The organism is Stackebrandtia nassauensis DSM 44728, assembly GCF_000024545.1.
Taxonomy (GTDB): Bacteria; Actinomycetota; Actinomycetes; order Mycobacteriales; family Micromonosporaceae; genus Stackebrandtia; species Stackebrandtia nassauensis.
The window spans coordinates 6,004,670-6,017,624 of the sequence record NC_013947.1 but is presented as its reverse complement, the minus strand read 5'-3'; the positions used below and the strand labels follow the sequence as shown (position 1 = coordinate 6,017,624).

General features: G+C 66.1%; 14 protein-coding genes and 1 pseudogene. 10 read left to right on the top strand and 5 right to left on the bottom strand.

Annotated features, from left to right (window positions below):
* The first annotated feature begins 2 nt into the window (after window positions 1–2).
* The 6 genes from SNAS_RS28005 (at window position 3) to SNAS_RS37850 (ending at window position 3,401) form a co-directional block, all read left to right on the top strand.
* Window positions 3–419: a YbaB/EbfC family nucleoid-associated protein gene (locus SNAS_RS28005; protein ID WP_013020862.1), complete on the top strand. Its 417-nt coding sequence runs from the start codon at window positions 3–5 to the stop codon at window positions 417–419.
* A gap of 5 nt (window positions 420–424) precedes the next feature.
* Window positions 425–745: a type VII secretion target gene (locus SNAS_RS28000; protein WP_013020861.1), complete on the top strand. Its 321-nt coding sequence runs from the start codon at window positions 425–427 to the stop codon at window positions 743–745.
* A gap of 4 nt (window positions 746–749) precedes the next feature.
* Entirely contained in the window at window positions 750–1,463 is a 714-nt protein-coding gene (locus SNAS_RS27995) for a hypothetical protein (RefSeq protein ID WP_013020860.1), read from the top strand.
* A 21-nt stretch (window positions 1,464–1,484) separates the two neighbouring features.
* Window positions 1,485–2,075 (top strand): EndoU domain-containing protein, encoded by a 591-nt coding sequence (locus SNAS_RS33440; RefSeq protein ID WP_013020859.1) that lies wholly within the window; start codon window positions 1,485–1,487, stop codon window positions 2,073–2,075.
* A 23-nt stretch (window positions 2,076–2,098) separates the two neighbouring features.
* Complete coding sequence (locus tag SNAS_RS27985; RefSeq protein WP_013020858.1) at window positions 2,099–2,407, top strand: DUF6189 family protein; 309 nt, start codon at window positions 2,099–2,101, stop codon at window positions 2,405–2,407.
* Window positions 2,408–2,642: 235 nt separating this feature from the next.
* Window positions 2,643–3,401 carry an AfsR/SARP family transcriptional regulator gene (locus SNAS_RS37850; protein ID WP_425281057.1) on the top strand — a complete coding sequence of 253 codons (759 nt, stop codon included), beginning with the start codon at window positions 2,643–2,645 and terminating at the stop codon, window positions 3,399–3,401.
* Between the two features lie 54 nt (window positions 3,402–3,455).
* Here SNAS_RS37850 and SNAS_RS37845 read toward each other — a convergent pair.
* From SNAS_RS37845 to SNAS_RS27960, 5 genes and pseudogenes are all read right to left on the bottom strand, one after another.
* Window positions 3,456–4,670 (bottom strand): annotated as a pseudogene (locus SNAS_RS37845) (MFS transporter); the annotation flags it as partial.
* Between the two features lie 54 nt (window positions 4,671–4,724).
* Entirely contained in the window at window positions 4,725–5,396 is a 672-nt protein-coding gene (locus SNAS_RS27975; protein ID WP_169313930.1) for a flavoprotein, read from the bottom strand.
* A gap of 44 nt (window positions 5,397–5,440) precedes the next feature.
* Window positions 5,441–6,790: a radical SAM/SPASM domain-containing protein gene (locus tag SNAS_RS27970; protein ID WP_013020855.1), complete on the bottom strand. Its 1,350-nt coding sequence runs from the start codon at window positions 6,788–6,790 to the stop codon at window positions 5,441–5,443.
* A 371-nt stretch (window positions 6,791–7,161) separates the two neighbouring features.
* Window positions 7,162–7,830, bottom strand: coding sequence for an NAD(P)H-binding protein (locus SNAS_RS27965; RefSeq protein ID WP_013020854.1), 669 nt, complete (start codon window positions 7,828–7,830; stop codon window positions 7,162–7,164).
* Window positions 7,831–7,857: 27 nt separating this feature from the next.
* Entirely contained in the window at window positions 7,858–8,289 is a 432-nt protein-coding gene (locus tag SNAS_RS27960) for a VOC family protein (protein ID WP_013020853.1), read from the bottom strand.
* A 78-nt stretch (window positions 8,290–8,367) separates the two neighbouring features.
* Between SNAS_RS27960 and SNAS_RS27955 the strand changes: the two genes are divergently transcribed.
* From SNAS_RS27955 to SNAS_RS33435, 4 genes are all read left to right on the top strand, one after another.
* A complete protein-coding gene (locus SNAS_RS27955) occupies window positions 8,368–9,027 on the top strand; it encodes a GntR family transcriptional regulator (protein WP_013020852.1) in 660 nt (219 codons plus the stop codon).
* A 409-nt stretch (window positions 9,028–9,436) separates the two neighbouring features.
* Window positions 9,437–11,065: an acyl-CoA dehydrogenase family protein gene (locus SNAS_RS27950; protein WP_013020851.1), complete on the top strand. Its 1,629-nt coding sequence runs from the start codon at window positions 9,437–9,439 to the stop codon at window positions 11,063–11,065.
* A 48-nt stretch (window positions 11,066–11,113) separates the two neighbouring features.
* Window positions 11,114–11,914 carry a DUF4097 family beta strand repeat-containing protein gene (locus SNAS_RS27945; RefSeq protein ID WP_013020850.1) on the top strand — a complete coding sequence of 267 codons (801 nt, stop codon included), beginning with the start codon at window positions 11,114–11,116 and terminating at the stop codon, window positions 11,912–11,914.
* A 120-nt stretch (window positions 11,915–12,034) separates the two neighbouring features.
* Complete coding sequence (locus SNAS_RS33435) at window positions 12,035–12,844, top strand: DUF4097 family beta strand repeat-containing protein (RefSeq protein WP_013020849.1); 810 nt, start codon at window positions 12,035–12,037, stop codon at window positions 12,842–12,844.
* Window positions 12,845–12,955 lie beyond the last annotated feature (111 nt).

Here is a 12,955-nt window from a genome sequence, read left to right as displayed (position 1 = left end):
ACATGTCGGAGGAGGGCCCTCGGCAGGCCGAGGACTGGGTGTCGCAGCTGCAACTGCGGGCGGCCAAACAGCTGGAGGAAACCCAGCGGATGCAGGCTGAGCTCGAAAAGCTGAGCATCACCTCGACGAACTCCGACAAGTCCGTGACCGTCTCCATCGACGCCAGCGGGATCATGACCGACCTGAAGCTGACCGAGGCGGTCAAGAACTCCTCGGCCGCCGACCTCGCCGCCGAGATCCTCGCCATGCAGCACAAGGCGCAGAACCAGCTGGGCAAGGCCGCGTCCCAGGTCGTCAAGGACTCGGTGGGCCTCGAGACCGCCACCGGCGAGGCCGTCATGAACGGCTACCGCAAACGGTTCAGCAAGAAGGCCATGGAGGCAAGGGAAGAAGCGCGCAAGAAGGGTGACAAGTCGTGACCAGCATGAAGGTCGTCGCCAAGAAGCTCCGCGACCACGCCGACAGCATCGACGACGCCATCGACGCGTTCAAGCTGTCCGAAGCCGCCAGCAAACACGTCAAGGCGGGCAACGACGCCTTCGGGACCCTGTGCCAGTGGCTGCCGCCGATCCTCGACGCGAAGCGCGACCGGCTGGACGGCCTGATGAAGAAGGCCAAGGACATCCTCACCGACGACGCCAAGGCCATGCGCACCATCGCCGACGAGTACGAGACCACCGACAAGGACAACGCGGTCGAGGTCGAGAAGACCATCGGCGACCTCAAGGACGTCGGATGGGTGTGACCGCGTGAACGACTCTCTGGTAGCCCCCGTCGAGGAGTCGACCACCGCGACGTCCGGGCTGTGGCTGGTGGAGGACACCCAGACCCTCATCGACGCGATCGAGTCCGGCTCCTGGGTGGACGGCACCATCGGCGGCATCACCGTCGGTCTCGACGCGCTGTCGGTGGCGATGGACCCGTTGGGCGCCTTGGCATCCATGGCGATCGGCTGGCTCATCGAACACGTCAAACCGCTGCGGGACGCGCTGGAGGAGGTCACCGGCGACGCCGACAAGGTGAACTCCTACGCCAAGACCTGGGAGAACGTCTCCACCAAACTCCTGGACGCCGGTACCAAGCTGCAGACGGCGGCCCACAAGGACCTGGAGACCTGGCAGAGCCCGGCGGCCAACGCGTACTCGATCCACGCCGACTACACCACCAACGCGGTGGGCGGCATCGGCGCGCTCGCCGAGGTCATGTCCGCGGCCACCGCGGGCGCCGGGATGCTCGTGGCCACCACCCGCGCCATCGTGCGCGACCTGATCGCCGACTGCGTCGCCACCCTGCTGGTCCGCATCCCCGAATGGCTCGCCGAGGTCGGTCTGACCCTGGGCCTGGGGACACCCTGGGTGATCTCGCAGGCCGCCTCCCTCATCGCCAAGTGGGTCGGTCGGATCACCAACTACCTCAACTCCCTGGTGTCCAGCATCTCCAACCTGCAAGCGCTGCTGGCCTGACGAGGATCGGATGACGCACCTGTGATCGGCAAACTCCTTCTCCTGCTGACGGCCGTCGGCATGTCCGCGATGGCCAAGGGCGGCGGCGGCAAGGGCCCCCGACGCCCCAAGGGCGGCCGGGGCGGCGGCGGCAAGAGCTTCGGGCTGACGGCCGACGAAGTCGACATGCTGCTCAACAAGTCCACGACGAGCGCCCCACCGCCCGCGCCCTCCCGCAAGTCGGGCGGCAAGAACGGCTGGGACGACCGCCAGCCCAACGAACCCGACCCGCGCAAGACCATGCCGAACCTGGGCGACACCACCCAACGCCGGGGCCACATCCTGGACGGTGACAAGAACGACCCCACCTCCGGCGGCCACCGCTACGGCACCAACCGCCCGGGCAAGACCGAGTTCCCCAAGCACTGGACCGACGACCAGATCATGGACATGGTCAACGACGTCGCCCGCAACCCCGACTCCCAACCGCTACCCCGCCCCAACGGAGCGGGCTACGAAGTCCAGGGCCAGCGCGCCGGTGTCACCATTAGGGTGATCCTCAACGCCGACGGCACGGTCTGGTCGGCGCACCCCCTCGACGGGGGCCTGGGCGTGAAGAAGAACCCGCGGTGACGAGCGAAGAGAGACTGCCTGCCATGGACCTGACCGACTTCATCACCACCAGCGAGTCCGTCATCGAGCGCCTCGTCGACAAACTCGGCGACGACGCCCTCATGCGCCGCTACGCCGACTCGATCCGAGGCAACTCCGGCGCCGGCGAATGGCAGATCGCGATGGAGGACCTGGTCGCCCTCCTACGGCAGCACAAGATCCCGGTCACCGCCACCGACCTGCGCGACCTCAACGCGGTCTTCGGCTACCTCTCCCAATCACCCAGCGAAGAGGTCAGCTCCCGAGCCCAGACCTCCCTGGACAACGACGTCTCCAAACTCACCGTCGTCTGAACCGTCGCCCGGGAACGCGCGTTCGCTGAGCGGTTTGCGTTGCCGCCCTAGACTTGTGGCGGTGAAGTGGAGAGAACGGACCCCGTAGCGAGTCCGCGGCCGGTCAACGCACGGTTCCCGGGAAAGCCGTGGGTTCTTCCCGGATACCGGCCGCCCGTCACGGGTCGGCTGGTACGGAGAATGGAAGTTGGAAGTTTTCGTTCGGGTTCTCGGAGAAGTCCACCTCGCGAGTCCGATGACTGTGGTGACGCCGCGGTCCCGGTTGCGGCGCGCCGTGATCGCGGCATTGGCACTCCATCGTGGAACACCGGTATCGGTTGGCAGACTGGCGGATCTGCTGTGGGACAACCCGCCGAGCTCCGCGGCCGCGAACCTGCGCAGCATCATCAGTACGCTGCGACGCGAATTCGACATGATTCACCAGGGGGAGTCCAAGAAGCTGAGGACAGTTCTCCATGATGGATATCAGCTCGACTTGTCCGCCCACGCCCTGGACCTCGATCAGTTTCGCGCGCTCGCGGTCGATGCCCGGCACAACATCAGGAACGGTGCCGCCTCCCAGGCCATCGGACTCTGCCGACAGGCGATGCGGTTGTGGCGAGGACCGTTCGGAACCGGCCTTCCCGCCAGTCGATGGCTCGACGGCCAGGCGGTCGCCGTCAACGCCGCCTATCGCGACGTGAAACGCGACTACTTCACGGCGCGGCTGCTCGCGAATGACTGGCACCTGCTGACAGCCGAGATACAAACGCTGCTCGGTGAGTGCGTGGACTCGGACCGGACGTGGCAGCTGGCGATGATCGCCCAGTTCCACGCGAACGGTGCCGCTGCCGGACTGCGCAGCTTCGAACAATGCCGTCAGCACTACCGGGAGACGCTGGGCCTCGACCCGCCGACCGAAACATTCAGGCTTCACCGGGCGTTCCTGACCCGGGACAGCAAGCAGATCGGCGAGATCCTCCGCGCGCCCTATCAACGAGCCGATTCGATCTAACTTGGCCTCGGGAATCGAGTTGGACACGGCTGGCGGTGTGTCATGGTCGATTTCCGACACTCGATGTGATGTGCGCAGGAAGATCGCGGCGACGAGGGCGGCCAGACAGGCGAGTGCGGAGACCACCAGCGTGGCACGACCACCGATGAGATCGGCCAGCCAGCCGCCGCCGAGGGCACCGACGACGAACATCGCGGCCTTCACCGCCGTCACCCTGCCCAGGACCCTGCCTCGATGCCGATTGCCGGTGGAGCGTTGCTGCAAGGTCGCCGTGGCGACGTTGAACGGCGCGTTCACGAGCGAAGTGACGACAACCGCGGCGATGAGCACGGTCAACGAACCCGCCTGCGAGACCGCGAACTGCCCGAGCGCCATCCCCGCCGCCGACACGAGCAGCAACCAGCTGCCGCGAATGCGAGCCGCGAAGGTGACCACGAGCCCCAGAACTGACACCTGGGCGATCCCGTTGGCAATCGACAACCACCCGATGTCGGTGGCGGCGCCACCCAGATCGCGGTCGAGTACCGCGATCATGACGGTCTGATTGATTCCTGCTGACAGACTGATCGCGGCGGCGGCGAAACCCGCCGCCACGATGCCCTGCCAGATATTGGCCGTGCGCTGTGATCGAGTCTCCCGGACATCCGACGCGTCACCACGATCAGCGGTGGTTTCGAGTCGCCACAACCGAAGCAGGATGACAGCGGAGACGGCGAAGGTCGCCGCGTCGAACGCGATGGCCCAGTAGGGTCCCACGAGCACGTACACGAACACCGCCACGGCCGGAGCGAACGCGAAGACACTCTGATTCGTCCCCTGCAGGACGGCATTGGCCTGGGTGATCGCGTCCCGGTCCACCAGCACCGGAATCGAGGCTTCCTGCGCGGAGAAGAACACCGTCCCGATCCCCGACGAAGCGGCCAGCAGAACCAGGGCCAACACGATATCGCCCTGCCACATCGCCACCAGCAGAGCGAGTGTCACGACGACTCTCACGAGATCGCAGATCACCATCACCCGACCCCGATGTGGCAGGTCGGCAAATCGGGACAGTAAAGCCCCGGCGAGTACCCGTGGCAGATACTGCGCCACCATGACCCAGCCGAGCCACTGCACCCGATGAGCCGAGGTCGCGTAGATCCACAACATCATGGTGGGCAACGTGAAGGAGTCACCGATGACCGAGATTCCATGCGCGGTGACGATTCTCAGATATCTGCCACCAAGAGATCGCCGAAGACCGGCAAGGCCTTCAAGTGGATGGAACACGGCGCACCTCACCGTCCGCGGGAGAGTCCCGGAGATTCACGCGTCTCATTCACACTACTTCCCGGAACCACTCGCCACGGTCAACGGCAGACTGGTCCTTGTGGCCGCCGTCAACGCGGCAGGCGGACGGGGCGCGACACTGATCGCCTCATCCCAGTAGTCGTCCCGGAGTTGCCGCATTCTGAAGTGCCACAAATGAGACAACACCTTCTCGGCCGTTGGGGCGACCCCTTCGGCGAGCCCACTCGACAACGCCAACCCGACATCGGGTTCGACGATGTAATGCCCGTCCTCCCTGAGCCGCTGTACGTTTCGACGCACCGGGGCCGATCGCCACATCCTCACGTTCATGGCCGGGGCGAAGAAGATCGGCTTGTCCGCGGCGACCATCGCCGTTGACAGGAGATCGTCGGCTATTCCGTTGGCGGCCTTGCCGAGTGTGTTCGCCGAGGCGGGGACGATCGCGAAGACGTCCGCCCAATCCGGGCCGTCGATGTGAGGTACCCGGAAGCGACCGGGGCGGTCGGCCAGGACGATGTCGTCGGCGTAGAGCTTCAGCATGTCGAGTGTCACGAACTGCCGCGCTGACGTGGTCACGAAGACGACGATCTCGCTGGCCAGTCTGCTGCGGAGCGCCCGCAGGTAGCTCGTGATCTCGGCGGCGAGGACGGAGCCGGAGATACCGACGAGCACCCGTCCGCAAGGGAGGGTTGTGATACCGGGCACGGGAGTCTCGGTTCCTGTCCGTAGTGCTGGGGTGGGGTGCGAGCTCATCGTTGAACGCCCGCCGCGAAGTTGCGCCGCACAAGGGGAAGCGTTTCTCGAATCACCTGTTTGCTTGGTGGGCAGTGGCAGTCGTCCTCGTCCATCCATTCCTTCGGACAGGCGGCACCGTGACATGCGCCCCCGAAGTAGCACGAGTTGCACTTCTTGCCCGGGTCGGTGCCGTCGGTCTCGCACCATAGGGCGAGTTTGCGCCAATCGAGGTCCATAGTGCCGTCGGGATGAAGTTTGCCGACCATATTGCGTTCGTGGTAGTCGAGTTCGACGGTGCATTTGTAGACGGTTCCGTCGGAACCGATGACGAAGCTTCGTGGATCAGCGGCGTAGCAAATGGAACCCTCGGGCTTCAGGCCGTTCTCGAGCAGGTCGACTTTGAAACCGGCGGAAATGGCCAGGCCCCGCGCGTGGGCGATCGCTTGCGGGCCGGTACGGCCCTCACAGACCACGAGGTCGTCGTCTTTGGCGCCTCCCCATTTGCCTATGGCAGCGAAATGCGTGGTGTATCGGGGGTCATCGCTGAATTCCCGCTGAATCATGTCGATGTAGTCGTCGAGGCGCCGCAGACCTTCGGGATCGAAATTGTGTCGCAACATGATGGTGAAGTCGAGATCTGTGGACTTGAGATGGCGGAGGTTCGCCATGATGACGTCGAATGTCTCGGCCCCATCGATGTCGACGCGTCGCTTGTCATGGTCGTGTTTGGTTCCGTCCAATGTGATCTGGAAATGGCGTACCCCGGCTTGGACGACCTTCTCGGCGTAGCCGGGCTTGAGGAGGTAGCCGTTGGTCGTGGCGCTGAACTTCGACGCGATCCCGTTGGCACGACAGTAATCTGCCAGGCTGCGAGTGGTGTCGAGCACCAGGTCGGCGGCTAGTAGCGGTTCGCCGCCGAACCAGGAGACGTTCAGGCTCTCCAATCCGTTGACCCTGTGTTCTGCCGCGATGAAGCTGTGCAGTCCGGCCACGAGTTCGGGAGACATCTCGCCCCTGATGAACGATTCGTAGCAGTAGACGCATCGAAAGTTGCACTGCTCTGTCGGCATGAGAATGAGGTCGAGCCGGTTCTTCTGGTACCGCTTGATGTACCGGTCGTGCACCAGCTGGTCTTCGTCCATGGTGCTGGGTACCAGGAATCCTCCGTCCTTCAAGTCTTTGAGGATTCCGTCCGATGTGTTGCTCACCGTGCTGCCCGGCAGCAAGGCCTTGCGGGCGTCCTCGGCCTTGTCGGACGGTACGACGCCGATCGCTCCGGTTCGGGTGGACTGCACGATCAGCGCGCCGTCGTTATCGAACGCGAAACTGACATATTTCGATGGCCCATAGGTAACGGTTGTCATGGTCTCGTCTTTCGTCTGCGGATGACGGACTTCAGGGGGGAAGCGAATGGGGAGTTGGCCACGGACGGTGTGGCGGTGGCGGTCAGGTGGTACCGCCACCGCCGTCATCGACTAACAGACGCAGTTGCCGTTGTCGTACGTCCGGTGAGCCGGTTCGCTGCTGATTTCGACGATCCATTCCATGGTCGGAACCTTTCTGCTGGTAATACCCGGACAAGGGGGTACTGGCCCGTGCCTGGTCCGGCTGTCAGCATTCATCGTCGCGAGGGGACGCATTTTCCCGGCATGTTCGATGCACGCGTTCGGGAACGATTCCGAGGTGGGGTGCCGCTTCGCGGAAAGTCAAACGTCCTTTGACGGCGCGTCGGGGGTCAGGATTCGCGGGGGCGGCCGTTGAGCAGGGCTCGGATGGCGCCGGAGATGGGGACTTCGCCGCCGGTGAGTTCGACGATGGTGCGGGTGAGGGCGGGTTCGTGGAGGGCCGCGTCGATGAAGGCCGCGACGTCGTCGCGGGGGACGTCGCCGTATTCGATGGCCGGGCCCGCTGTGACCTTGCCGGTGCCGGGTTCGTCTCGTAGGGTGCCGGGGCGGACGATGAGCCAGTCGAGGTCGGTGCGGGTGAGGTAGACGTCGGCGGTCTTCTTGACCTTCATGTAGTGCTCGAAGCCTTCGCGGCGTTCACGGTCGCGGCCCGCGTCGGGGAAGACCGAGACCAGGACGAAGCGGGGTACTGAGGCTTGGGCTGCCGCTTCGGCGGCTTTTTCGAGGCCGATGCCGTCGATGAGGGTGGTGAGTTCCTGGCCGGTGCCGTGGGCTCCGGCGGAGAAGACGACGGCGTCGTGGCCGCGCATCTTGGTGGCGAGTTCGTCGGTCGAGTCGGCGATGAGGTCGCCCAGGAGGGAGGTGGCGCCGCTGGATTCGACGGTCTCGGTCTGGGCGCTGTCGCGGTGGATGCCGGTGATCTCGTCGCCGCGGTGGGCGAGGAGTGGCGAGAGCCTGCGGCCGATGCCGCCGGCGGCGCCGATCAGGAATATCTTCATGGTCTGACCCCCTTTGTCGGGTTCAGACTAGACCGCGAACACCTGATCGTCGTCGGCGAAAGCCTTGAATTCCAGGGCGTTGCCCGCCGGGTCGAACAGGAACATGGTCCACTGTTCGCCGGTTTCGCCCTGGAAGCGGACGTAGGGCTCGATGACGAACGGGGTTTCGGCGGCGCGGAGGCGGTCGGCGAGTTTGTGGAACTCGGGGATCGTGAGGATCAGACCGAAGTGGGGGACGGGGACGTCGTGGCCGTCGACCGGGTTGTGGATGCGGGCCTGGCGTTCGGGGGCCAGGTGGGTGACGAACTGGTGGCCGTGGAGGTTCCAGTCGATCCAGGTGTCGGCGCTGCGGCCCGGTTCGAGGCCGAGGATGCCGCCGTAGAAGGCGCGGGCGGCGGCCAGGTCGTCGACCGGCATCGCCAGGTGGAACCGGGGGATGGGGGAGTCGAGGACGGTCATGGGGAACTCCTGCCGTGTGGTGGTGAGCGTGATTGTCGTAATGTTAACATTTGGACATTGTGAGGAGATGGGGTTTCGGTGAGTGAGGTTGGTGACAGGGTCGCTCCGGCCCGGCGTCGGGGGCTGGCCGACGAGGTGGCCGATCGGGTGCGGGAGGCGATCTTCGTCGGGCGGTATCCGCCGGGGGCGCAGTTGCGGGAGGTGGAGCTGTCGGCGGCCTTGGAGGTCAGCCGGGGGCCGGTGCGGGAGGCGCTGCTGCGGTTGGAGCGCGAGGGGCTGGTTCGCAGTTCCTGGCATCGGGGCGCGACGGTGACGGACCTGTCGGCCGACGACATCGCGGAACTGGACAGTCTGCGCGGCGCCTTGGAGGACCTCGCGGTCGCGGAGGTGATCGCGCGTGCCGACGACGCGGAGCTGGCGGCGATCGGGAAGCTGGCCGACGCGATGGAGCGCGCCGTCGACGAGCATGAGCTGGTCCGTCGCGACATCGAGTTCCACGACGCGGTCTTCGCCGCCACCGGGCACGGACGGCTGCTGGAGGCGTGGCGGTCGATTCGGTGCCAGGTGCACCTGTTCCTGCTGACCCGGGTCAACCGCAGTGTCGAGGGGTATCTGAGCGGAGTCCCGGCCGAGCATCGGGAACTGGTGGCGGTGTTGCGGGCCCGGGATGGACAGCGGGCACTGGAGTTGTTCGCCGCGCACCGGCGGCGGGCCGTGGAAGTGCTCACCGGGGAATAGCGAGAGAGTGGCGTTCCTGCCCACACTCGGCAGGAACGCCACCTTCGTAACATGTCCGCTTTCCGGGCTACCAAGCGCGCGTAATAATCGTCGGGTCGGCACGGTCTAGTGCTATCCCGGCCCGACGCGCCTCCCGCGGCTGGTCGCACGTGGGTACCCGGTGGCCATGTCCGGAACTCTTTTTGTCGTTCTAGAACCTGTCTGTAGGAACGTCATCCAAGCTCCGTAACTACTTTTGTACGCCCCTACCGACTGGTAGACAAGAGGTTCCGCGGAACTCTTTTGACCCATTCGTTACATACGATGCCCCGCCTCGCAGCCGTCCCAACCGAGGGGGTATGGCCCTCGCACAGCGTTGCGAATACCCGGGATACCGTAAGCGCCACCCATTGGTAATAGGAGCATCGGAATGTTTGAAGCCGAACCGGTTTTCGCCGCCGCCAACCAGGTGCCACCGCTGGAAGACCGCAATCTGTTCCACGACAACGTGCCGCTGGTCGAGGCCGCGAAATGGGCCGGAGCCGAATGGGTGGGCGAGGCGGCATGGGCGCTCGGCGAGGTGCTGGGCAGCGGGGACGCGGCGCGGTGGGCCGAGCAGGCCAACGTCAACCGGCCGGTGCTGCGCACCCACGACCGGTACGGCAACCGGGTCGACGAGGTGGACTTCCACCCGGCCTGGCACCGGTTCATGGCGCTGTCGGTGGAGTTCGGGTGCCACGCGATGCCGTGGCGCGACCCCCGGGACGGGGCGCACGCCGCCCGGGCGGTGCTGTTCTCGATGCTGGGGCAGATCGAGCCGGGGCACGGCTGTCCGATCTCGATGACCTACGCGTCGGTGCCGGTGCTGCGGGCCAACCCGGAACTGGCCGCGCAGTGGGAACCGTCGATCACCTCCACCAGCTACGACCCGGGTCTGCGTCCCCGGCAGGCCAAGGAGGGCGTGCTGGTGGGGATGGCCATGACCGAGAAGCAGGGCGGCTCGGACGTGCGCGCCAACGTCACCCGGGCGACGCGGCTCGACGACGGGACCTACGCGCTGCGGGGGCACAAGTGGTTCTGCTCGGCGCCGATGAACGACGCGTTCCTGGTGCTGGCGCAGGCCGAGGGCGGGCTGTCGTGTTTCCTGCTGCCGAGGGTGCTTCCGGACGGCAGCCGCAACGCCATCCGGATCCAGCGGCTGAAGGACAAGCTGGGCAACCATGCCAACGCGTCCTCCGAGATCGAACTGCACGACGCGATCGCCTTCCCGGTGGGGGAGGAGGGCCGCGGCGTGCGGACCATCATCGAGATGGTCAACCACACCCGGCTGGACTGCGTCATCGGCACCGCCGCCGGGATGCGGCAGTGCGTCGCCGAGGCGACCTGGCACGCCGCGCACCGGTCGGCGTTCGGCAAACCGCTGATCGAGCAGCCGCTGATGCGGCAGGTGCTGGCCGATCTGTGCGTCGAGTCGGAGGCCGCGACGGCCACCATGATGCGGCTGGCGGCGGCCTACGACCGGCCCGAGGAGGCGGCGTTTCGGCGGCTGGCCACGGCGGTGGCCAAGTACTGGGTGTGCAAGCGCGGACCGGGTCACGCCGCCGAGGCGCTGGAATGCCTGGGCGGCAACGGTTACGTGGAGGAGGCGCCGCTGGCGCGCCGGTACCGGGAGCAGCCGCTGATGTCGATCTGGGAGGGGTCGGGCAACGTCGTGTGTCTGGACATCCTGCGGGCGATGCGCACCGATCCCGAGACCATCGAGGCGTTCCTGAACGAGGTCGGGCTGGCCTCGGGTGCCGACCGGGCCTTCGACGCGCATGTCGCGGGGCTGAAGCGGCGGCTGGCCGCCGGGCCGGACGAGGCGAGCGCGCGACTGCTGGCCGACGATCTGGCGCTGGCGCTTCAGGGTTCGCTGCTGCTGCGGCACGCCCCGTCCGAGGTCGCCGGGGCGTTCACCGCCGCGCGGCTGGGCGACAACCGGGGTGCCAGCTACGGGGCGGTCCCGGCGGGACTGGCCGCGACGGGGCTCGTGGAGCGGAATCTTCCCGGGGGCCAATAGGGGATCTTCCCGATGTTCTCAGGGTCGGCCCGCTCGTAGGGTTCGATCATGTCCGAACACAGTGTTGAGAAACCCGCCTGCGGCGGCCTGGTCAGGTGGCTGGTCGCGCTCGCCGTGGTGGTCGTGCTGGCCGCGGTGGGGATCTTCTTCTGGAAGAACGTCATCGGGGGAGTCCCCCAGGAGGACGTGCAGTCCAAGGTCCACAGTAAACCGATCTCGCGACTGGTGGTCGCCGGGGACTCCGGTGAGGTCGACGTCGTCAAGGGGGACAAGGTCCACATTGAGGCCACACTGGAGTGGCAGGGCGAGCGCAAGCCCGTCAACTCGCAGAAGTGGGACGGCGAAACCCTGCGGGTGGAGGAGAAGGGGTGCCGGGGGGCCTGGGACTTCGTGGGCGAGTGCGGCATCACGTATCGGATCGAAGTGCCCTCCGATGTGGATCTGGAAGTGCGGGTGGACGCGGGGAACATCACCACGTCCGGCATCAAGGGCGAGCAGAGACTGGAAAGCGACTCCGGCAACATCGACGTGTCCGACGCGGGGAAGGCCCTGACGGTCAAGGCCGACTCCGGCAACGTCACCGGCACCGACCTGGCGGGCACGAAGGTCAACGTCACACTGGACTCCGGGCAGATCGACCTGGGTTTCAGCAAGGCTCCCAGCCAGGTGAGGGCCGTCGCGGACTCCGGGTCGGTCACGGTGCAACTGCCCGAGGGCGACGAGGGCTACGACGTCCACGCCGAGACCGATTCGGGCACCAGCGACGTGGAGGTCTCCACCGATTCGACCTCGTCGCGGCGGATCAATGTCGAGACCGGCTCCGGGTCGGTGACGGTCGAGTACGCGTGACCTAGGGGGATTTCTCAGGGTAAAGAGTGGGGAAATCCAGATGGCCGCCCGAGTGCCCAGGGCATAGCTTTAGCGGCGGGCTCCCCCGGAGCCGCCGATATTCACAAGGGAGAGATGAAAATGTCCGAAGTCGAGTACCGCAAGCCCAGAAGTCGCGGCGCCGTGAGGCTCATCGTGTTCCTCGCCGTCGTGGTGGTGCTGACGGCCGGAGGGGTGTTCGCGTGGAAGTTCCTGTTCAACGGCCCGAAGCACAAGGATGAGCAGACCAAGACCTACGACGAGACGATCACGCGTTTGGACGTCGAGGGGAACTCCGGAAACGTTGACATCGTGGCGGGTGAGGGTGACGAGATCGAGGTTGAGACCACACTGGAATGGCGTGGCAAGGAGAAGCCGGGTGCCGACCAGGACGTGACCGGCAAGACCCTCAAGGTCACCGCGACCGGTTGCGAGGGCATCGACCTGTTCGGCGGCCTCACCTGCGAGGTCCACTTCCGCATCGCGGTGCCCGCCGACATCGACCTCAAGGCCGAGGTCGACTCCGGCAACCTCACCGTCGCCGGGATCAAGGGCGAACAGAACCTGGCCTGCGACTCCGGTGACATCGAGGTGGAGGGCTCGGGCGAGAAGCTGACGGTGCACGCCGACTCCGGCAACGTCGTCGGCCGGGAACTGGACGCCACCACCGTGAAGGCCGACGTGGACTCCGGCGACGTCGAACTCGAGTTCACCACCGCGCCCAAGAAGACCCGGGCCTCGGCCGACTCCGGCGACGTGACCCTGTCGGTGCCGAAGGTCAAGGAGGGCTACGACGTCAACATCGGCGTGGACTCCGGCGACAAGAGCGTCGAGGTCAAGACGGCCTCCGACTCGCCCCGCAAGATCGACGGCACCGTCGACTCCGGCGACTTCACCGTCGCCTACGCCTAGAACCACCCCGCGAGAGCCGGGCCGGGTCCACACCCGGCCCGGCTCTCGTCGTGGTGCTTCCCCCGACCGAGATTCGGGGGAGACCACCTCGTGAACTGGAGGGATTCCCCC